The organism is Pseudocitrobacter sp. 2023LY-00077 (assembly GCF_055796175.1).
Genome location: NZ_JBSPEI010000001.1, coordinates 518387 through 538018, shown reverse-complemented (window position 1 = coordinate 538018; position 19632 = coordinate 518387). Strand labels below are relative to the sequence as shown.

Below are 19632 nucleotides of genomic sequence, written 5' to 3'. Positions count from 1 at the left end.
TTACCTGCCACGGATCGGACAGGTTGAGAATATGAGCGTAGAGGGACTTTTCGTCCATGGCGGTGACCTCTGGCGATTAAATACACCATTATCATGCCTTCAGCCACCACAACAAGGGAAGACCCATATAGATACAGTAAAATATAGCAGTGCCTTACCTGATAGTATGTGCACTGCTTCACATTGTCGCCAGGGGAATGACGGTGATGTCAGCGTTACGCTTTGTGGTGGAAATAGTCGCTAAGGCGCGAGAACATCCCGCCCTTTTTGACGCTTTCCAGCGTGACCAGCGGCCAGTGGGCGACGATCTTATCGCGGTCGTAAAGCTGAATTTCCCCCACGCGCTGATGCGCGGCGATAGGCGCTTCCAGCTCTTTGCCGTCCAGCACGTATTTCGCCTTAATGTTGGGAATTTCCTTCTTCGGCAGCGCCAGCCAGAAATCCTGATCGGTACCGAGCTCAATCGTCTCTTTATCGCCGTACCAGATGCGCTCGGTACCGACTTTCTTGCCGTTTTGCAGCACCTGCACGGTGTCGAAATTCTGTTGCCCCCAGTGCAATAGTGTACGCGCCTGCTCTTCACGCCCTTTTGGGCTATCTGCGCCCATCACCACCGCAATCAGGCGACGTTTACCGTCAACCGCCGAGGCGATGAGGTTAAAGCCCGCGCCGGAGGTATGCCCGGTTTTCAGGCCATCAACGTTCATGGTTTTATCCCACAGCAGCCCGTTACGGTTCTGCTGCGTGATACCGTTCCACGTCAGGCTTTTCTCGCTGTACATGTGATAAAAATCAGGCTCGCCGTGAATGATCGCACGTGACAATACGGCAAGATCGTAAGCAGAACTGTGCTGCCCTGGCGCATCCAGGCCGTGAACCGTTTCAAAATGGGTATCGCGAAGTTTCAGCGTTTCCACATAATGATTCATCATGGCGACGAACTGCGGCTGGCCTCCGGCGATATAATCCGCCAGCGCGACGCAGGCGTCGTTCCCGGAATCGACAATCAGGCCACGACTCAGATCGTGCACGCTGACGCGATCGCCCTCTTTCAGGAACATCAGCGACGAGCCATCAAATACCGGATTACCTTTCGCCCACGCATCACGGCCCACGGTGACGATGTCATCCGGCGTAATGCGGTGGCTGTCGATGGCGCGATCCACCACATAACCGGTCATCAGTTTGGTGAGACTCGCCGGATTGCGCTGCTGGTGCTCATTTCCGGCGGTCAAAATTTGCCCGGTGGTATAATCCATTAATACCCAGGAACCGGCTTTAACCGCCGGCGGCGTGACGGGAGGAACCGCGCTGTCAGTAGCAAAGGCGCAAGAAATACTCGAAGCGAGCAAAGATACAGCAATAAACAAACGGGCTTTCAACAGCAAATCCTCAGCAATTTCAAAATCGTCGTCCTTTTTACGGAATCTCCCACTTTCATACAGCCATTAATTGCAAGAAAATATGACATAACCTGAATCGGCCTCGAAAAACCGCCCTTCTGATGGCCCTGTAAATCGTTTACCATGGTGTTAATTCGCCCGCTCGCTTATCAGGGATTACGTTAAGACCATGCAAGAACCTGCCAACACCCCCGGATTCCTTTTCCACGATTACGAAACCTTCGGCACCAGCCCGTCGCTGGATCGCCCGGCTCAGTTTGCCGCCATTCGTACCGATAACGATTTTACTATCGTCGGGGAGCCCGAGGTCTTTTACTGTAAACCGGCAGACGACTACCTGCCGCAGCCGGAAGCGGTGCTCATTACGGGCATTACCCCACAGGAAGCGCGCGCGAAGGGCGATAACGAAGCTGCGTTCGCTCGCCGCATTCACGATCTGTTCACCGTCCCAAATACCTGCGTGGTGGGCTATAACAATGTACGGTTCGATGATGAAGTCACGCGCAATATCTTTTACCGCAACTTCTACGATCCTTACGCCTGGAGCTGGCAAAACCATAACTCGCGCTGGGATCTGCTGGACGTAATGCGCGCCTGTTACGCCCTGCGCCCGGAAGGGATCAACTGGCCAGAGAACGCAGACGGCCTGCCGAGCTTCCGCCTGGAACATCTGACCAAAGCCAATGGTATCGAACACAGCAACGCTCACGACGCGATGGCCGATGTGTATGCCACCATCGCCATGGCGAAACTGGTGAAAACCCAGCAGCCGAAGCTGTTTGACTATTTATATGCCTATCGCAGCAAGCAAAAACTGACCACACTGATTGATGTACCACAGATGAAACCGCTGGTGCATGTGTCGGGGATGTTTGGCGCCTGGCGCGGTAATACCAGTTGGATTGCCCCGCTGGCGTGGCATCCGGACAACCGCAATGCGGTGATCATGGTGGATCTGGCCGACGATATCTCTCCGCTGCTGGATCTGGACGCCGATACTCTGCGTGAACGCCTCTACACGCCGAAAGCCGAGCTGGGTGATACCTCACCGGTTCCGGTGAAACTGGTGCATCTGAATAAATGCCCGGTGCTGGCCGTCGCGAATACCCTGCGCCCGGAAGATGCTGAACGCCTGGGCATTAACCGCCAGCACTGTCTGGATAATCTTAAAGTGCTGCGCGAAAACCCGCAGGTGCGCGAAAAAGTGGTGGCAATCTTCGCCGAAGCCGAGCCGTTCGTGCCCTCACCGAATGTCGATGCGCAACTCTATAACGGCTTCTTCAGCGATGCCGATCGGGCCGCGATGAAAATTGTGCTGGAAACCGAGCCGCGCAACCTGCCCGCGCTGGACCTTACCTTTGCCGATGCGCGCATAGAGAAACTGCTGTTTAACTATCGGGCGCGTAATTTCCCCGGTTCGCTGGATGAGCAAGAGCAGATGCGCTGGTTAGAGCATCGCCGCGATGTCTTTACGCCGGAATTTTTGCAGGCCTATATGCAGCAACTGGAAGCGCTTTACGCGCAGTATGAAGGGAACAGTGAGAAACTGGCGCTGCTGAAAGCGCTTTATCAGTACGCGCAGGAAATTGTTTAACGAAATGCCCCGCACTTGCGGGGCGCACTCTATCAGGCTTTCTGAACTGTGATACTCCAGGCGGCGTCGCCCGCCTGCTGGAAATCAGTCACGGTGTGCCCCTCTTCCGCCGCCCACTGAGGAATCGCTTCCGTCGCCTGGGTGCAGTCGAATTCAATCACCAGTTGGTCGCCGCTGGCCATTTCAGCCATTGCTGCTTTTGCTTCGATCAATGGGAACGGGCACACCTGGGTGACCACATCGAGTTTTTTTACCGTCATCTTTTTTACTCCTGTTATGCCGTAGCGGTTTTCAGCTTCGCTTTACGCTGCGGACGCACATACAACATCCACGACGCGGTCCACACGCCGAGGATCATAAATACCAGGCCAATCCAGCCCTGCCAGGTCATCATCGCGGTCATCACCAGGCCGTTACCGATCGAGCAACCGCCCGCAATGCTGGCGCCGAAGCCCATCAGTACGCCGCCGGAGGCACTGCGCAGCGTGGTGCTGGCATCGGCGGCACGCACGCGGAATTCGCGGCTACCTTTAGCTGCGATAAAGGAACCGAGGAAAATACCCAGCACCAGGAAAACGCCCCAGTTAACGTATTTGCTTTCACCAGAAACGAGGAATTGCAGAATGTTGGCGGTCGGCGAGGTGATGCCCAAACCAAACATACGCCCGGTGGCTTCGCTCAGCGGCCATGCCAGCAAAGCAATAAACCCAATCAATACGGCGGTGACAAACGGATGCCAGCGTTTTTCAAACAACAGATGCGCCAGCCCCGTACGGCGTGGCGGTAGTGACGCAACCTTCAGCTTCGGCTTGCGTAACTCTTTGCTGACCAGCCAGAGAGTGGCGATCAGCAACACGGCAATCAGCGGCCAGACGGAGATATTAAGGGTTTCCGCAATGCCGTTATGCGCAGTGGTGTGCTGCCCCAGAAACGCGTTCAGACCGGCTGCGTGCGGCGAGCGCATCACCGCGCTCATCACCATATAGGTGACCAGCGCAATCCAGCTACCAATCAGCCCTTCCCCGGCGCGATACCAGGTTCCGGTCGCACAGCCGCCCGCATAGACGATACCAATACCAAAGACAAAACCGCCCACCACGGTGCCGAGCCACGGGAACGCGCCCGCGTCATACTGCACCAGCCCGGTTTGAATCAGCGCGAAGACGCCAAGGCTTTGTACCGAAATGGCAATCAGTAAGGCATAAAACATGCGATTGTTTTTCGCGATATACATATCGCGGAAACCGCCGGTCAGGCAGAAGCGACCACGCTGCATCACAAACCCCAGCAACGCGCCACAAATTATTCCGCTCACGATCATCTGCAACATAAAAATTAATCAACCTGGAAAATATCAGTGCGTAAATTATTCCAGTCACACCTGTCAGGAACCAATAACCAAAACCTCTATGATATTCCGTTTGGTTATTTATCGATTATTTTTAGAAACCGAGTGAAATTAGGGCATAAAAAAACCGGAGGCATTTGGCCTCCGGTTTTCAGCGAATCTTAACGATTACGCAACGTCTTCATACTGCGGAACCGGGTTGCGGAAGCTTTTGGTCACGCACGCCAGGTAGATCAGGCCGATAGCCGCCCAAATCAGCCCCAGAACCATTGAGCTCTCTTCCAGGTTAACCCACAGAGCGCCAACGGTCAGCGCGCCACAGATTGGCAGGAACAGATACTGGAAGTGGTCTTTCAGCGTTTTGTTACGTTTCTCGCGGATCCAGAACTGTGAAATCACGGACAGGTTCACGAAGGTAAACGCCACCAGCGCACCAAAGTTAATCAGCGCCGTTGCCATGACCAGGTCGAAGTTGATTGCCAGCAGAGCAATCGCGCCCACCAGGATGATGTTCATCGCCGGAGTACGCCATTTCGGGTGTACATAACCGAAGAAGCTTTTCGGGAACACGCCGTCACGACCCATAACGTACATCAGACGCGCAACGCCTGCGTGCGCCGCCATACCGGACGCCAGAACGGTAATGGTGGAGAAGATCAGTGCGCCAACCTGGAACGCTTTACCTGCTACGTACAGCATGATTTCAGGCTGTGACGCATCCGGATCTTTAAAGCGAGAGATATCCGGGAAGTAAAGCTGCAGGAAATAGGTGGAGAAGATGAAGATCAGGCCACCGATCAGCGCAGTCAGGAAAATCGCACGCGGAATCACACGCTCAGCGTCTTTCGTCTCTTCAGACAGGTTGCTGATGCCGTCAAAGCCGGTAAACGAGAAGCACAGAATCGTTGCCCCGGTAATCATCGGGATCACGTGCGCATCGCCAGACCAGAACGGACGCGTGCTGGTCAGCGTACCCGCGCCTTCCCCGTGGAACAGACCATAAATGATCATGCTCAGGATAACGGCAATCAGCACCACCTGGAACACCACGATAACGGTGTTGAAGTTGGCGACAGATTTAATGCTGCGCAGGTTGAAGGCGGTCATGAAGGCCACCAGCGCAATCACGAATACCCACGATGGGATAGACGGCACCAGTGCTTCAAAATAGATTTTCGCCAACAGGATGTTGATCATCGGTGCGAACAGATAGTCGAGCAGCGATGACCAGCCCACCATAAAGCCTACGGTCGGGCTGATGGATTTCTGGGCGTAAGTATAGGCAGAACCCGCAGACGGGTAGCGACGTACCAGCTTGCCATAGCTCAGCGCGGTGAACAGAATCGCCACCAGTGCAAAGCCGTAGGCAGTCGGCACATGACCGTCTGTCAGACCAGATACGATACCGAACGTATCAAACAGCGTCATTGGCTGCATATAGGCAAGGCCCATCATGACAACCGGAATCAACGTAAGCGTTTTACGTAATTCCACGCGAGAGGTGTTTGGAGTAGCGTTATGCGACATGGTTATTCTCCTTACGGGTGAAAACCGTCGCAAAAACAAAAAATTGCCCCATTTTTTTGATTTCCTCAGCGACAACAACTGTCGTTTTTTAAGTAAGTATCTATCCGGTACGAAGCCCGGCCTCTTTTATTGAATGATTTGTTTGATGCAAAAAAATAACCGACGCGTATTAAAACGTCGGTTAGTCTCATATTTTGCAAGCGGCACATTCTGCATCAAATTGACATAAAAATACAAGAGAATGTGAAGCCGATCGGCCAACTTCGCTATCTAACCGATTGATTATTCAGCAGCGGTCGAATTATAGACCGCAGCTATAGCACTATTTGCTAAAACAGCATCCCGCCACCATGCACTGGCGAGCCCGGAGGTCTGTTCATTCCAGCCAATCCAGACCGGTTCAAAGGGGATATGGGCAACGACAGATTTTTCAACCAGCGCCCCACTTTCGAGGAAGCGTTGCGCGAGATATCGGGGTACATAACCACACCCTAACCCACTGATTTGTAATTCAAGTTTGGTTTTGAAATCGAAGACCGTGATCGCTTGCTGATCGTCAAGAAGTTGCTGAAATGTGGCGCATTCTGGCGAGGTGTTATCACCGACAACAATCGCGCGAAAACGCTTAATGGTGCGACGTGATAAAGGCTCTGGCATTTGCGCCAGCGGATGATGCGCCGCGACGACAAAAATCTGCTCCAGTTGACCAAGCGGCAGAAAGCCAAAACCACTCTGCGGCGGCGGTTCACGTAATGCGCCGACAATAATATCCGCATTGCCCTGAATTAATGCCTGCCATGAACCACCCAGTACGCCATTAATAAATTTCAGCCGGGTAACACTGTGATGTTGATAAAAGGTTTCAATTAATGGTGCCAGCAGTGAAAAAGGAAATGTATCATCCACGCCAATCACCAGTTCATTTTCCCACCCTTCATGCAGTTTAACCGCCTGCTGCTCCAGCTCGCGCACCGTGTGCAGCACTTCCCTGCCTTTTTCCAGCAGCATCTGTCCGGTGCGGGTGAACGTCGCCCGGTGGCCACTGCGGTCGAGAAGTTGAATATTGAGGTCGCTTTCCAGCTTATGAATGGTGTAACTGAGGGCTGACGGGGTTTTGTAGAGCTTTGCCGACGCCGCGGCAAAGCTCCCTTCTTTATCTAATGCATCAAGAATAATCAGCACATCGAGCAAAGGCTTCATTGTCGTCCCCTTGCATCAGGCTGAACGCCGAGGCGGGTTATTCCATCGGCATTAACAGCGGATCAGGATGCTGGTATTCGAAACCCAGCTCATGGCAAATACGGTTGCCATCAATAAGTTTGCCCGTGCCGCTGCCCGCATGCTGCGAAAACACCGGCGTCTCCAGACCCAGCTCGCGCGCCATTTGCGGATAAAAAATTTCGCGGGCCGGATGGAGGGGCGCACATATATTATAGATATGTCCGCCTTTCGGAGCCTGCAATAACAGCGTAATCGCTGAAATCACATCCTCCAGATGCACCAGATTCACGCCATGCTGGCCGTCCGGCGCGGATTTCCCGGCGAAGAATCGGCCAGGATGACGCCCCGGCCCCACCAGCCCCGCCAGACGCAAAATATCAACGGACGTCCCCGGCAGATGATGCAGCCAGTCTTCCAGCTCTTTCAGGACCTTGCCGCTCGATGTGACGGGGTCGCGCGGCGAACTCTCTTTAATCGTCCCCTGCGCGTTACCGTACACCGAAGTTGAGCTGGTAAAAATAATGCGCGGGATATGATGCGCGAGCGCGGTATCCACTATCTCCTGCACCGCCTGGCGATAAAAATCCTCACCCTCGCCGCTACGACGCGCCGGTAAGGTAATGACCAGTGCGTCAACATTCATCAGCGCGTCTAAATCTTCCGCTTCGCAAACCAGTTGCGGTTCAAGGCGTAACGGGTAGCTGTCAATCCCGCACATCCGCGCCGCTTCCACCCCATCCTGCGTCGTTTTGCTGCCGGTAACCTGCCACCCACGCGCCGTCAGCGCCAGCGCCAGCGGCATGCCCAACCAACCTAATCCGACAATCGCGACCTTTTTCATGCCTGCTCTCCTGGTTTCTGGCTATCCTTCTTCTATAAGGCTACGCCAGCCTGCGGGAACTGACAATTTATAGTGTGAATATGAAATGATTTAAAGATTGAAAAAACCCCTTGCCTTCAACGGTAAAAATGGGCTAGGTTAAAAGACATCAAGTGAATACTCATTCAACGAGAAATTAATTATGTGCGTTCAATTTAAACACCACCATCATCACCATCATCCTGACTAGTCTTTCAGGCGATGTGTGCTGGGAGACGTCTAGATCTTCCAGTGGTGCATGAACGCAAGAGAGCCCCCGGAAGATTTCTTCCGGGGGCTTTTTTTTGAACTAAATTCAGCAGGGTAAGAGGAAATCAGAATGTTAGATAACAGTCGTTTACGCATAGCTATGCAGAAATCAGGTCGCCTGAGCGATGATTCACGCGAATTACTCGCCCGTTGCGGCATTAAAATCAATCTCCACACCCAGCGCCTGATTGCGATGGCGGAGAACATGCCTATCGACATTCTGCGCGTGCGTGACGACGATATTCCGGGGCTGATTATGGATGGCGTGGTGGACCTCGGCATCATCGGCGAAAACGTGCTGGAAGAAGAACTGCTGAGCCGCCGCGCGCAGGGCGAAGACCCGCGCTACTACACGCTGCGCCGCCTTGATTTCGGCGGCTGTCGTCTGTCGCTGGCTACCGCCGTGGACGAAGCCTGGGACGGCCCTGCCGGTCTGGACGGCAAACGTATCGCCACCTCTTATCCGCACCTGCTCAAACGTTACCTCGACCAGAAAGGCATCGCGTTTAAATCCTGCCTGCTGAACGGCTCTGTTGAAGTGGCTCCGCGTGCTGGCCTCGCCGATGCAATTTGTGACCTTGTCTCCACCGGCGCAACGCTTGAAGCCAACGGCCTGCGTGAAGTGGAAGTGATTTACCGCTCCAAAGCCTGCCTGATCCAGCGCGATGGCGAGATGAGCGAAGCCAAACAACAGCTGATTGACCGCCTGCTGACCCGTATTCAGGGCGTGATTCAGGCGCGCGAATCGAAATACATCATGATGCACGCCCCAACCGAACGTCTGGATGAAGTGATCGCCCTGCTGCCGGGTGCCGAACGGCCAACTATTCTGCCGCTGGCGGGCGACCAACAGCGCGTGGCGATGCACATGGTGAGCAGCGAAACCCTGTTCTGGGAAACAATGGAAAAACTGAAAGCGCTGGGTGCCAGCTCGATTCTGGTGCTGCCGATTGAGAAGATGATGGAGTAACGACCATGAGCTTTAACACCCTGATCGACTGGAATGGTTGTAATAAGGAAGAGCAGCAGGCGCTGCTGATGCGCCCGGCAATTTCGGCTTCCGACAGCATTACGCGCACCGTCGCGGAGATCCTGGATAACGTTAAGCAAAACGGCGATCGTGCCCTGCGCGAATACAGCGCGAAGTTTGATAAAACCGAAGTGACGGCGCTGAGAGTCACCGAAGAGGAAATAGCCCAGGCCAGCAGCCGCCTGAGCGATGAACTGAAAGCCGCGATGAACGTCGCGGTGAAAAATATCGATACCTTCCACACCGCGCAAATTCTGCCGGGTGTGGATATCGAAACTCAGCCGGGCGTGCGCTGCCAGCAGGTTACGCGCCCTATCGCCTCGGTAGGCCTTTATATTCCGGGCGGCTCCGCGCCGCTTTTCTCCACCGTCTTAATGCTGGCGACACCGGCGCGTATCGCCGGTTGCCAGAAAGTGGTGCTCTGTTCCCCGCCGCCGATTGCTGATGAAATTCTTTATGCCGCACAGCTATGCGGCGTGAAAGAGGTGTTTAAAGTGGGTGGTGCGCAGGCCATCGCCGCGCTCGCGCTCGGCACCGAATCGATTCCGAAGGTGGATAAAATCTTTGGGCCGGGCAACGCTTTTGTGACTGAAGCCAAACGCCAGGTTAGCCAGCGCCTTGATGGTGCAGCGATCGATATGCCTGCTGGCCCGTCCGAAGTGCTGGTGATTGCCGACAGCGGCGCGACGCCGGACTTTATCGCCGCCGATCTTCTTTCGCAGGCGGAACACGGCCCGGATTCGCAGGTGATCCTGCTGACGCCGGATGCCGACATCGCGCGTGGCGTGGCGGAAGCCGTGGAACGTCAACTTGCCGATCTTTCCCGTGCCGACACCGCGCGCCAGGCACTTTCCGCCAGCCGTTTGATTGTAGCCCGCGACATCGCCCAGTGCGTGGAGATTTCCAACGCTTACGGCCCGGAACACCTGATCATTCAGACCCGCAACGCCCGTGATCTGGTGGACAATATCACCAGCGCAGGCTCCGTTTTCCTCGGCGACTGGTCGCCGGAATCAGCAGGCGATTACGCCTCCGGTACCAACCACGTGCTGCCGACTTACGGTTACACCGCAACCTGCTCCAGCCTGGGGCTGGCGGATTTCCAGAAACGCATGACCGTGCAGGAACTCTCCCGCGACGGTTTCGCGTCACTGGCAGCCACTATTGAAACGCTGGCCGCAGCCGAGCTGCTGACCGCCCACAAAAATGCCGTCACCCTGCGCGTAAACGCCCTGAAGGAGCAAGCATGAGCATTGAAGAATTAGCCCGCGAGAATGTGCGTAATCTGACGCCATACCAGTCCGCTCGCCGCCTGGGCGGCAAAGGCGATGTCTGGCTCAATGCCAACGAGTTTCCGACGCCGGTCGAATTTCAGCTTACCGCGCAAACGCTGAACCGCTACCCGGAATGTCAGCCCAAAGCGGTGATTGAAAACTACGCCTCCTATGCAGGCGTGAAGCCGGAACAAGTGCTGGTCAGCCGTGGCGCAGATGAAGGCATCGAACTGCTGGTGCGCGCGTTTTGTGAACCGGGTAAAGATGCAATTCTTTACTGCCCGCCGACTTACGGCATGTACAGCGTGAGCGCGGAAACCATCGGCGTAGAGTGCCGCACCGTACCGACGCTGGAAAACTGGCAGCTCGATCTCCCCGCTATCGCTGACAAGCTCAACGGCGTGAAAGTGGTTTACGTTTGCAGCCCGAACAACCCAACCGGGCAGCTGATTAACCCGCAGGATTTCCGCACGCTGCTGGAGATGACGCGCGGTAAAGCGCTGGTGGTTGCCGATGAAGCCTACATTGAGTTTTGTCCGCAGGCGACGCTGGCAGGCTGGCTGAACGAATACCCGAATCTGGTGATTCTGCGCACGCTCTCCAAAGCCTTTGCTCTCGCCGGCCTTCGTTGTGGTTTTACTCTGGCGAATGAAGAGGTTATCGCCCTGCTGTTGAAAGTGATTGCCCCTTATCCGCTCTCTACGCCGGTTGCTGATATTGCCGCGCAGGCGCTGGCGCCGCAGGGCATCACCGCGATGCGCGAACGCGTAGCGCAAATTCTGGCGGAGCGTCAGTATCTGGTGGCGAACCTTGGCGGCATCCCTTGCGTGGAGCAGGTCTTCGACTCTGAAACCAATTACATTCTTGTGCGTATTAAAGCTTCCAGCGCGGTGTTTAAATCTTTGTGGGATCAGGGCATTATCTTACGAGACCAGAATAAACAACCTTCTTTAAGCGGCTGTTTGCGTATCACCATCGGCACCCGCGAAGAGAGCCAGCGCGTTATTGACGCTTTGAATGCGGAGAATATATGACCCAGAAGTTTCTCTTTATTGACCGCGACGGCACCCTGATTGCAGAGCCGCCGAGCGATTTCCAGGTTGACCGTTTCGAGAAACTGGAATTTGAACCGGACGTTATTCCGACGCTGCTAACCCTGCAAAAAGCAGGTTATAAGCTGGTGATGGTCACCAATCAGGACGGGCTTGGCACGGATAGCTATCCGCAGGCTGACTTCGACGGCCCGCATAATCTGATGATGCAGATTTTCACCTCGCAGGGCGTTAACTTCGAAGACGTGCTGATTTGCCCACACTTCCCGGCGGATAACTGCGACTGTCGCAAACCGAAAACGAAGCTGGTCACCGCCTGGCTGGCCGAAGGCGTGATGGATAAAGCCAACAGTTACGTGATTGGCGATCGCGCCACCGATATCCAGTTGGCAGAAAACATGGATATCATCGGCCTGCGCTATAACCGCGAAACGCTGAACTGGGCGACGATTGGCGAGCAACTCACCCGCCGCGACCGCTACGCGCACGTTGAGCGTAAAACCAAAGAAACGCAGATCGACGTCAAAGTATGGCTGGACCGTGAAGGCGGCAGCAAAATCAGCACCGGCGTCGGTTTCTTCGACCATATGCTGGACCAAATCGCCACCCACGGCGGCTTCCGCATGGACATTGCCGTGCAGGGCGACCTGTATATCGACGATCACCACACGGTGGAAGATACCGGGCTGGCGCTGGGCGAGGCGTTAAAAATGGCGCTGGGCGACAAACGCGGCATCAACCGTTTCGGCTTTGTGCTGCCCATGGATGAATGCCTGGCACGCTGCGCGCTGGATATCTCCGGGCGTCCGCACCTTGAATATAAAGCCGAGTATACCTACCAGCGCGTCGGCGATCTGAGCACCGAGATGATCGAGCACTTCTTCCGCTCGCTCTCCTACACCATGGGCGTGACGCTGCACCTGAAAACCAAAGGCAAAAACGATCACCACCGCGTGGAGAGCCTGTTCAAAGTCTTTGGTCGCACCCTGCGCCAGGCGATCCGCGTGGAAGGCGATACCCTTCCCTCCTCAAAAGGAGTGCTGTGATGAACGTCGTTATCCTCGATACCGGCTGCGCCAACCTGAACTCGGTGAAGTCCGCTATCAGCCGCCACGGTTACGATCCGGTGGTGAGCCGTGACCCGGACGTGGTGCTGCGCGCCGACAAACTGTTTCTGCCGGGCGTCGGCACCGCGCAGGCGGCGATGGACCAGATTCGCGAGCGTGAACTGGTCGAGCTGATTAAAGCCTGCACCCAACCGGTGCTGGGCATTTGCCTCGGGATGCAAATCCTCGGCAGTCGCAGCGCAGAAAGCAACGGCGTCAATCTGCTGGGCATTATCGACCAGGAAGTGCCGAAAATGACCGACTTCGGCCTGCCCTTGCCACACATGGGCTGGAACCGCGTCTACCCAAAAGCGGGTGACCGACTGTTCCGGGGTATCGAAGATGGCGCGTACTTCTATTTCGTCCACAGCTACGCCATGCCGGTGAACCCGTACACCATCGCGCAATGTCATTACGGCGAACCGTTCACCGCGGCGGTGCAGAAAGAAAACTTTTACGGCGTGCAGTTCCACCCGGAACGTTCGGGTGCGGCCGGGGCGCAACTGCTGAAAAACTTCCTGGAGATGTAATGATCATTCCAGCTTTAGATTTAATTAATGGCACGGTAGTGCGTTTGCATCAGGGCGATTACGCCCAACAGCGCGACTACGGTAACGACCCGCTACCGCGTTTGCAGGATTACGCCGCTCAGGGCGCACAGGTGCTGCACCTGGTCGATTTAACCGGCGCGAAAGACCCGGCGCTGCGCCAGATCCCTTTGCTGAAACAGCTGGTTGCGGGCGTGAACGTGCCGGTACAGGTTGGCGGCGGCGTGCGTACAGAAGAAGATGTTGCCGCATTGCTGGAAGCCGGTGTTGAACGCGTGGTCGTCGGATCGACGGCGGTAAAATCCCCGGAAATCGTCAAAGGCTGGTTTACCCGCTTTGGCGCGGAGCACCTGGTGCTGGCGCTGGACGTGCGTATCGACGAACAAGGTACAAAGCAAGTCGCGGTTAGCGGCTGGCAGGAAAACTCCGGCGTCACGCTGGAAGAACTGGTTGAAACCTATCTGCCGGTTGGCCTGCAACATGTGCTGTGCACCGATATTTCGCGCGACGGCACGCTGGCGGGTTCCAACGTCTCGCTGTATGAAGAAGTCTGCGCCCGCTACCCGCAGGTGGCGTTTCAGTCTTCCGGCGGCATTGGCTCGTTGGCTGACATCGCCGCCCTGCGCGGCACCGGCGTGCGCGGCGTGATTGTCGGCCGAGCACTGCTGGAAGATAAATTCACCGTAACGGAGGCCATCCAATGCTGGCAAAACGGATAATCCCCTGCCTGGACGTGCGTGATGGCCAGGTGGTCAAGGGCGTGCAGTTCCGTAATCACGAAATTATCGGCGATATCGTCCCACTGGCAAAACGCTACGCCGACGAAGGCGCAGACGAATTAGTGTTTTACGATATCACCGCCTCCAGCGATGGTCGCGTGGTCGATAAAAGTTGGGTTTCCCGCGTCGCGGAAGTCATCGATATTCCCTTCTGCGTGGCAGGTGGCATCAAATCCATCGACGACGCGGCGAAGATCCTCTCCTTCGGTGCGGATAAAATTTCCATCAACTCCCCAGCGCTGGCCGACCCGGAGCTGATCACCCGCCTGGCGGATCGGTTTGGCGTGCAGTGCATCGTGGTCGGGATCGACACCTGGTTTGACGCCGACAGCGGCAAATATCACGTCAATCAATACACCGGCGACGAAAGCCGCACCCGCGTCACCCAATGGGAAACCCTCGACTGGGTGCAGGAAGTACAAAAACGCGGCGCGGGAGAAATCGTCCTCAACATGATGAACCAGGATGGTGTGCGTAACGGCTACGACCTGGCGCAACTGAAAAAAGTGCGTGAAGTCTGCCACGTTCCGCTGATTGCCTCGGGCGGCGCGGGCACCATGGAACACTTCCTCGAAGCCTTCCGCGATGCGGATGTCGATGGCGCGCTGGCCGCCTCGGTATTCCACAAGCAAATTATTAATATTGGTGAATTAAAAACGTACCTGGCCGCACAGGGCGTGGAGATACGGGTATGTTAACTGAACAACTGGACTGGGAAAAAACCGACGGACTGATGCCCGCCATCGTGCAACACGCGGTTTCCGGCGAAGTATTAATGCTGGGCTATATGAATAAAGAGGCGCTGGCGCAGACAGAGTCGTCCGGGAAAGTGACGTTTTATTCGCGCACCAAAGAACGTCTGTGGACCAAAGGCGAAACCTCCGGCCACTTCCTGAACGTGGTGAGCATCACGCCCGACTGCGACAACGACACGCTGCTGGTGCTGGTCAACCCGATTGGCCCGACCTGCCACAAAGGCACCTCCAGCTGTTTCGGCGATGCCAGCCACCAGTGGCTGTTCCTGTATCAACTGGAACAACTGCTGGCCGAGCGTAAAACCGCAGACCCGGAAAGCTCGTACACCGCGCGCCTGTATGCCAGTGGCACCAAGCGTATCGCGCAGAAAGTGGGTGAAGAAGGCGTAGAAACTGCGCTGGCAGCAACGGTGAAAGACCGCTTTGAGCTGACCAATGAAGCTTCTGATCTGATGTATCACCTGCTGGTGCTGCTGCAGGATCAGGATCTTGATTTAACGACGGTGATAGAGAATCTGCGAAAACGTCATCAGTAAGTTTTCGTTAAGCGTAAAAAAACCGGGCGAGCCCGGTTTCAGATTGCCGACAAAGTGCGCTTTGTTCTTGCCGGATGCGGCGTAAACCCCTTATCCGGCCTACAAAATACTGTAAATTCAATATATTGCAGAAACTTTGTAGGCCTGATAAGCGCAGCGCATCAGGCAATGTTGCGTTTGTCATCAGTCTAAAACCGGGCTCGCCCGGTTTTTTGTTATCTGACCGAAGCGTTATGCTTTGGCTTTATAGTTACGCAGTGCGTTACGGCCCAGCACAACACCGGCACCAATCATCCCACCCAGCAGCACCGCCAGCACCAGCGTCAGGCCACGTTTCGGGCTGTCACGACGAATTGGCAGAGTCGGCTTCATCACGTAACGATAGGCGTGAATGGTTTTCGGATCGACTTTCAGTTTTTCAATATCGAGCAGGTTTTTCTTCAGCGCGTAATAACCTGCGCCAAAAGTCAGCGGACGGCTGGCCTCATTGGCAACCATTGAGCCCAGCGCTTCGGTACCTAACAGGAACATGGTTTCCTGGGTAACGTCCTGCGTCTGCTGAAGCTGCGGTTTGGTGACGTTACTTTTCTGCGCATATTTCAGGGATTCGGTGATCTGCTTAATACGCAGGTCTTTTTGTTCCTGAGCAACGGTTTCCTGGTTTTCCAGGGAGTCCTTGATGTTGGTCACACGCAGCTTGATCGTGTCGTTAAGGTCAAGCTCCAGCTCGTCGGCGATTTGTTCGTCGATTTTCTGGATGTATTCGGCTACGCCGCGCTGGGCAGCTTCCGCAGAATCACTCGCGTAGGTCACCGTCAGTGGCAATGACTGACCTTTGATTGAAGGTTCAATCGTCAACTTTTCCGGTTTTTCCTGGTTATCCAGTGTTTCCGTCAACGCGATAAACGCGGAATTAAAACGACTGATAACCTGGTTTTGTACATCGGAAAGCGCAACGGAGGAATCCAGTGTATTCAATGCATTATGATAAGTTGCAATCTGCGCGGCGTCAGGACGCGTAATGGTTGCCGTGGATGTCCATTTTTCTTTAGCTACCAAAAGATAGGAAACCGCAAGGAGAATGGCGACAACCACACACACGATGATGGTCAACTTGCCACGCCAAAGTTGCATCAACAAATCGATAAGGTCGATCTGCTCCGGCTCACGCTCATACCCGTTGCGCCCGTTATTGTTATCTTGAATCATATAAACCTTAGTGACATCCGAACAGAAATACCCACGAGAGCATCAGTTTACCTGGACCATTCCGAATTTCTATAGGATTTTCACCAAAAACAGAGAAACCTGAAAAGAATAAGAAAAAAGGCTGAACGCCCGTCGCGTAAGGCATTCAGCTTGTCAATAATTTGAGTTAGTCGTTGCCAAAAAGATCGCGCGTGTAGATTTTCTCTGCTACGTCCGTTAACTCTTCGGCCATACGGTTAGAAACGATTACATCCGCTTCCTGTTTAAACGCCTCCAGATCACGAACCACGCGTGAGCTGAAGAATTCATCCTCTTTCATCACCGGTTCATACACAATCACCGTTATCCCCTTCGCTTTCAGACGTTTCATGATGCCCTGCACGGAGGAGGCACGGAAGTTATCGGAGCCGCTTTTCATGATCAAGCGGTAGATACCAACAACTTTCGGTTTACGCGCCAGAATCGCGTCAGCGATAAAGTCTTTACGCGTGCGGTTAGCGTCAACAATCGCGGAGATGATGTTGTTAGGCACCGACTGGTAGTTCGCCAGCAGTTGCTTGGTATCCTTCGGCAGGCAGTAGCCACCGTAACCAAATGAAGGGTTGTTGTAGTGATTGCCGATGCGAGGGTCCAGACAAACACCTTCGATAATTTGGCGGGAGTTGAGGCCCAACGTTTCTGCGTAGCTATCCAGCTCGTTAAAGTAAGCAACACGCATTGCCAGATAGGTGTTGGCAAAAAGTTTAATGGCCTCCGCTTCCGTCGAATCGGTAAACAGCGTAGGTATGTCTTGCTTAATGGCACCCTGCTGGAGCATACGAGCAAAGCGTTCCGCACGCTCTGAACGCTCACCAATCACGATCCGCGAAGGATGCAGGTTATCGTAAAGCGCCTTACCTTCACGCAAAAACTCTGGCGAGAAAATAATATTATCGGTGGCATATTTTTTCTTCACCGAATCCGTAAAACCAACCGGTACCGTTGATTTAATGATCATGACGGCCTGCGGATTAATCTCAATGACATCCTGAATAACCGACTCAACGCTGGACGTATTAAAATAGTTAGTTTTAGGGTCGTAATCCGTTGGCGTCGCGATAATAACGTAATCAGTATTCTGATAAGCAAGGTATTTATCAGTGGTCGCGGTGAAACGCAGCTCTCCTGAGTTCAGATACTGCTGGATCTCCTTATCCACAATAGGCGAGACACGCTCATTGAGCATATCCACACGTGAAGGAATGATGTCCAACGCCACGACGTCGTGGTGTTGCGCAATCAGCAGGCCGTTCGAGAGGCCGACATAGCCTGTACCAGAGATGGTAACTTTCATTGTATTCTCTCAGAATAAACTTAATTATTTATAATGTGATATCACATCAATACGTTTAAAATTTTTTAACGTGTAAACACATTAATTGCAATAACTATAGAAATAATTCGGAATTTCTTTAGAAAAGTTACTCTATCAACATTAATTTTACATTAAGATTAAAAAAAGAATTTACATTAAGTACGACACACAATCTCATATAGAAAATGAAATCGAAATAAATTAACTCACTCTGAAGCTTTATGCATGACACAAAAATTAAACAAGAATTTTGCAGCTCACCATCAAATGGTGCAGGTTTTTAGGCCCCCCAATAACTATACAAAAACATCACTTAATCAGCTCTCTGGAAAGCTAGTAAATTTCCATTTGACTGACTTAAATAGACACTCTCTAAAAAACCATTTAACAGATATTTAAAACCTCAATGCGCTTTAAAGATAATACCTAATCAACATTATAAACTTATATCTATATGGTCACATTTATTATGAATAAGCATATTAATAAATAAAAAATCAAAGGTCACCTCAGAAGATGAAGTGACCATGCTCTCTTATGATTAATACCCCCATCTCTTTAAACAGGATTTACCCAATTGTATTCCTTTTGATTCGATCAGCGAGAACATTATCATGGAGATACTATACGTCAGTGGCAGAACAATAAATGTAACTATCAAGAAACGATTAACTGGCTGTAATTCATTAATACTCGCATACTGGATTGCCAAACCAATAACAGGTATAACAATCAGCAAATGGAGAAGATAAACCGAATATGACACATCACCTAGAAACTGACTCAATTTGGTTGATAATAATTTACGAACAAAACGATTTACTTCTCCAAAAATAGATGATCGATCATGTTTTATGAGAATAAAACACATACCTACTATCAATGCTTCATCTATTACAATTTGTTTTTTTGATATAAAATACCCACTAAACATAATAAACAATGGAGACAGAGCCGAAGCAATAGCAAACCTTAAATTACCGGTCGATATGAATTTATATAAAAGCATTCCCGATATAAATAATGGCAATTTAAAAACTATCATCGAAGGCATGTGAAACTGATCAAAATAAAATGGAAATATATAAAGCAAAACCACACAAACAATCGTTAAACCAATTAATGAGATTAAAAATCCGAATCGCATCACGAGCAACATAATGAAAGGAAATATAGCATAATACTGCATTTCTAGACCAATACTCCAATCAGGGAGAACTGTCCTAAATGAATAATATGGCGTTAATCCAAATAAAAAAGAGATGTGCATCACAATATTCTTAATCGACGAATCAGAATACCTTGATGTCTCAGTTTGAGTGGATGGCCAAACTGAAGCAATTATATCCCTATAATGACCTACATGCTCACCAAATGCGAATGCAGCGATTAACATAATATAATAAAGAGGCGCGATCCTAAAGAGGCGTCTTATCCAAAATGCTTTTATCGTATTACATGAAGTCCAAGGTTCTTTATCCTTTCTCTCAATATAATTTTTAGCCATTAAGTATCCTGACAGGATGATAAAAAGATCAACACCAAACTCTGGATTACTCAATATTGGTATATTAACTTGAGTTAACAAACAGATGTGCCCCAAGAGAACCCATAATGAAGCGTATCCTCGTAATCCATCTAGCTCAGGAGACCAATTTTTATTTTGAGATGACATTTTTCACCTTACGTAAAAAAGTGGGAATTTCAATATATCATAACTATTTTTAATGAGGTTGTTCAAATAAAGCTCATACTATATTTCAATAA

The 19632-nt window shown here is 52.4% G+C and carries 20 protein-coding genes and 1 other annotated feature; of the genes, 10 read left to right on the top strand and 10 right to left on the bottom strand.

Features of this window, described 5'->3' with window-relative positions:
* Positions 1-215 precede the first annotated feature (215 nt).
* Positions 216-1382 carry a serine-type D-Ala-D-Ala carboxypeptidase DacD gene (dacD, locus tag ACWWFX_RS02440; protein ID WP_473223132.1) on the bottom strand — a complete coding sequence of 389 codons (1167 nt, stop codon included), beginning with the start codon at positions 1380-1382 and terminating at the stop codon, positions 216-218.
* Between the two features lie 190 nt (positions 1383-1572).
* Here dacD and sbcB point away from each other — a divergent pair, with 190 nt between their 5' ends.
* Positions 1573-2997, top strand: coding sequence for an exodeoxyribonuclease I (gene sbcB / locus ACWWFX_RS02435; protein WP_473223131.1), 1425 nt, complete (start codon positions 1573-1575; stop codon positions 2995-2997).
* Between the two features lie 32 nt (positions 2998-3029).
* On the opposite strand, the gene tsuB is transcribed toward sbcB, so the two are convergent.
* The 6 genes from tsuB to ACWWFX_RS02405 all read right to left on the bottom strand — a co-directional run bounded on the left by tsuB (position 3030) and on the right by ACWWFX_RS02405 (position 7934).
* Positions 3030-3257 (bottom strand): thiosulfate utilization sulfurtransferase TsuB/YeeD, encoded by a 228-nt coding sequence (tsuB, locus tag ACWWFX_RS02430; RefSeq protein ID WP_015963873.1) that lies wholly within the window; start codon positions 3255-3257, stop codon positions 3030-3032.
* Positions 3258-3271: 14 nt separating this feature from the next.
* Positions 3272-4327, bottom strand: coding sequence for a thiosulfate utilization transporter TsuA/YeeE (gene tsuA / locus ACWWFX_RS02425; protein ID WP_456145921.1), 1056 nt, complete (start codon positions 4325-4327; stop codon positions 3272-3274).
* A gap of 186 nt (positions 4328-4513) precedes the next feature.
* Positions 4514-5872, bottom strand: coding sequence for a putrescine/proton symporter PlaP (gene plaP, locus ACWWFX_RS02420; protein WP_015963871.1), 1359 nt, complete (start codon positions 5870-5872; stop codon positions 4514-4516).
* Positions 5862-5924 carry a membrane protein YoeI gene (gene yoeI, locus ACWWFX_RS02415; RefSeq protein ID WP_108475379.1) on the bottom strand — a complete coding sequence of 21 codons (63 nt, stop codon included), beginning with the start codon at positions 5922-5924 and terminating at the stop codon, positions 5862-5864. Before yoeI ends, plaP begins: the two co-directional genes overlap by 11 nt.
* Before the next feature lie 230 nt (positions 5925-6154).
* A complete protein-coding gene (locus ACWWFX_RS02410; RefSeq protein ID WP_473223130.1) occupies positions 6155-7072 on the bottom strand; it encodes a LysR substrate-binding domain-containing protein in 918 nt (305 codons plus the stop codon).
* A 37-nt stretch (positions 7073-7109) separates the two neighbouring features.
* Positions 7110-7934, bottom strand: a complete 825-nt coding sequence (locus ACWWFX_RS02405; protein ID WP_473223129.1) for an SDR family oxidoreductase — start codon at positions 7932-7934, stop codon at positions 7110-7112.
* 178 nt (positions 7935-8112) lie between these two features.
* Between ACWWFX_RS02405 and hisL the strand changes: the two genes are divergently transcribed.
* The 9 genes from hisL (at position 8113) to hisIE (ending at position 15302) form a co-directional block, all read left to right on the top strand.
* A complete protein-coding gene (gene hisL, locus ACWWFX_RS02400) occupies positions 8113-8163 on the top strand; it encodes a his operon leader peptide (RefSeq protein WP_113857321.1) in 51 nt (16 codons plus the stop codon).
* Positions 8139-8259, top strand: a sequence feature (His leader region). (Overlaps the previous gene by 25 nt.)
* Before the next feature lie 33 nt (positions 8260-8292).
* Complete coding sequence (hisG, locus tag ACWWFX_RS02395) at positions 8293-9192, top strand: ATP phosphoribosyltransferase (RefSeq protein ID WP_015963868.1); 900 nt, start codon at positions 8293-8295, stop codon at positions 9190-9192.
* A 5-nt stretch (positions 9193-9197) separates the two neighbouring features.
* On the top strand, positions 9198-10502 hold the full coding sequence (hisD, locus tag ACWWFX_RS02390; protein ID WP_473223128.1) for a histidinol dehydrogenase: 1305 nt from the start codon (positions 9198-9200) through the stop codon (positions 10500-10502).
* Positions 10499-11560, top strand: a complete 1062-nt coding sequence (gene hisC, locus ACWWFX_RS02385; protein ID WP_473223127.1) for a histidinol-phosphate transaminase — start codon at positions 10499-10501, stop codon at positions 11558-11560. The genes hisD and hisC overlap by 4 nt, the downstream gene beginning before the upstream one ends.
* Positions 11557-12624 carry a bifunctional histidinol-phosphatase/imidazoleglycerol-phosphate dehydratase HisB gene (gene hisB, locus ACWWFX_RS02380; protein ID WP_473223126.1) on the top strand — a complete coding sequence of 356 codons (1068 nt, stop codon included), beginning with the start codon at positions 11557-11559 and terminating at the stop codon, positions 12622-12624. The genes hisC and hisB overlap by 4 nt, the downstream gene beginning before the upstream one ends.
* The gene (hisH, locus tag ACWWFX_RS02375; protein WP_473223125.1) at positions 12624-13214 is read left to right on the top strand and encodes an imidazole glycerol phosphate synthase subunit HisH; all 591 of its coding nucleotides are present in this window, start codon (positions 12624-12626) and stop codon (positions 13212-13214) included. Before hisB ends, hisH begins: the two co-directional genes overlap by 1 nt.
* On the top strand, positions 13214-13951 hold the full coding sequence (hisA, locus tag ACWWFX_RS02370) for a 1-(5-phosphoribosyl)-5-[(5-phosphoribosylamino)methylideneamino]imidazole-4-carboxamide isomerase (protein ID WP_473223124.1): 738 nt from the start codon (positions 13214-13216) through the stop codon (positions 13949-13951). The genes hisH and hisA overlap by 1 nt, the downstream gene beginning before the upstream one ends.
* Positions 13933-14709 (top strand): imidazole glycerol phosphate synthase subunit HisF, encoded by a 777-nt coding sequence (hisF, locus tag ACWWFX_RS02365; RefSeq protein ID WP_473223123.1) that lies wholly within the window; start codon positions 13933-13935, stop codon positions 14707-14709. Before hisA ends, hisF begins: the two co-directional genes overlap by 19 nt.
* Entirely contained in the window at positions 14703-15302 is a 600-nt protein-coding gene (hisIE, locus tag ACWWFX_RS02360; protein WP_231826868.1) for a bifunctional phosphoribosyl-AMP cyclohydrolase/phosphoribosyl-ATP diphosphatase HisIE, read from the top strand. The genes hisF and hisIE overlap by 7 nt, the downstream gene beginning before the upstream one ends.
* A 231-nt stretch (positions 15303-15533) precedes the next feature.
* On the opposite strand, the gene wzzB is transcribed toward hisIE, so the two are convergent.
* The 3 genes from wzzB to ACWWFX_RS02345 form a co-directional block, all read right to left on the bottom strand.
* Positions 15534-16508, bottom strand: a complete 975-nt coding sequence (gene wzzB / locus ACWWFX_RS02355) for an LPS O-antigen chain length determinant protein WzzB (protein WP_473223142.1) — start codon at positions 16506-16508, stop codon at positions 15534-15536.
* A gap of 169 nt (positions 16509-16677) precedes the next feature.
* Positions 16678-17844: a UDP-glucose 6-dehydrogenase gene (gene ugd, locus ACWWFX_RS02350; protein ID WP_473223122.1), complete on the bottom strand. Its 1167-nt coding sequence runs from the start codon at positions 17842-17844 to the stop codon at positions 16678-16680.
* Positions 17845-18406: 562 nt separating this feature from the next.
* Positions 18407-19540, bottom strand: coding sequence for an acyltransferase family protein (locus ACWWFX_RS02345; RefSeq protein WP_473223121.1), 1134 nt, complete (start codon positions 19538-19540; stop codon positions 18407-18409).
* Positions 19541-19632 lie beyond the last annotated feature (92 nt).

Excerpts from the sequence above, each read along its gene's own strand:
- ACWWFX_RS02405 (WP_473223129.1), bottom strand. The coding sequence starts at position 7,934 with ATGAAAAAGGTCGCGATTGTCGGATTAGGTTGGTTGGGCATGCCGCTG.
- tsuA (WP_456145921.1), bottom strand. The coding sequence starts at position 4,327 with ATGTTGCAGATGATCGTGAGCGGAATAATTTGTGGCGCGTTGCTGGGG.
- ACWWFX_RS02410 (WP_473223130.1), bottom strand. The coding sequence starts at position 7,072 with ATGAAGCCTTTGCTCGATGTGCTGATTATTCTTGATGCATTAGATAAA.
- plaP (WP_015963871.1), bottom strand. The coding sequence starts at position 5,872 with ATGTCGCATAACGCTACTCCAAACACCTCTCGCGTGGAATTACGTAAA.
- ugd (WP_473223122.1), bottom strand. The coding sequence starts at position 17,844 with ATGAAAGTTACCATCTCTGGTACAGGCTATGTCGGCCTCTCGAACGGC.
- hisA (WP_473223124.1), top strand. The coding sequence starts at position 13,214 with ATGATCATTCCAGCTTTAGATTTAATTAATGGCACGGTAGTGCGTTTG.
- ACWWFX_RS02345 (WP_473223121.1), bottom strand. The coding sequence starts at position 19,540 with ATGTCATCTCAAAATAAAAATTGGTCTCCTGAGCTAGATGGATTACGA.
- hisC (WP_473223127.1), top strand. The coding sequence starts at position 10,499 with ATGAGCATTGAAGAATTAGCCCGCGAGAATGTGCGTAATCTGACGCCA.
- hisD (WP_473223128.1), top strand. The coding sequence starts at position 9,198 with ATGAGCTTTAACACCCTGATCGACTGGAATGGTTGTAATAAGGAAGAG.
- sbcB (WP_473223131.1), top strand. The coding sequence starts at position 1,573 with ATGCAAGAACCTGCCAACACCCCCGGATTCCTTTTCCACGATTACGAA.
- hisH (WP_473223125.1), top strand. The coding sequence starts at position 12,624 with ATGAACGTCGTTATCCTCGATACCGGCTGCGCCAACCTGAACTCGGTG.
- hisB (WP_473223126.1), top strand. The coding sequence starts at position 11,557 with ATGACCCAGAAGTTTCTCTTTATTGACCGCGACGGCACCCTGATTGCA.
- hisG (WP_015963868.1), top strand. The coding sequence starts at position 8,293 with ATGTTAGATAACAGTCGTTTACGCATAGCTATGCAGAAATCAGGTCGC.
- hisF (WP_473223123.1), top strand. The coding sequence starts at position 13,933 with ATGCTGGCAAAACGGATAATCCCCTGCCTGGACGTGCGTGATGGCCAG.
- tsuB (WP_015963873.1), bottom strand. The coding sequence starts at position 3,257 with ATGACGGTAAAAAAACTCGATGTGGTCACCCAGGTGTGCCCGTTCCCA.
- hisIE (WP_231826868.1), top strand. The coding sequence starts at position 14,703 with ATGTTAACTGAACAACTGGACTGGGAAAAAACCGACGGACTGATGCCC.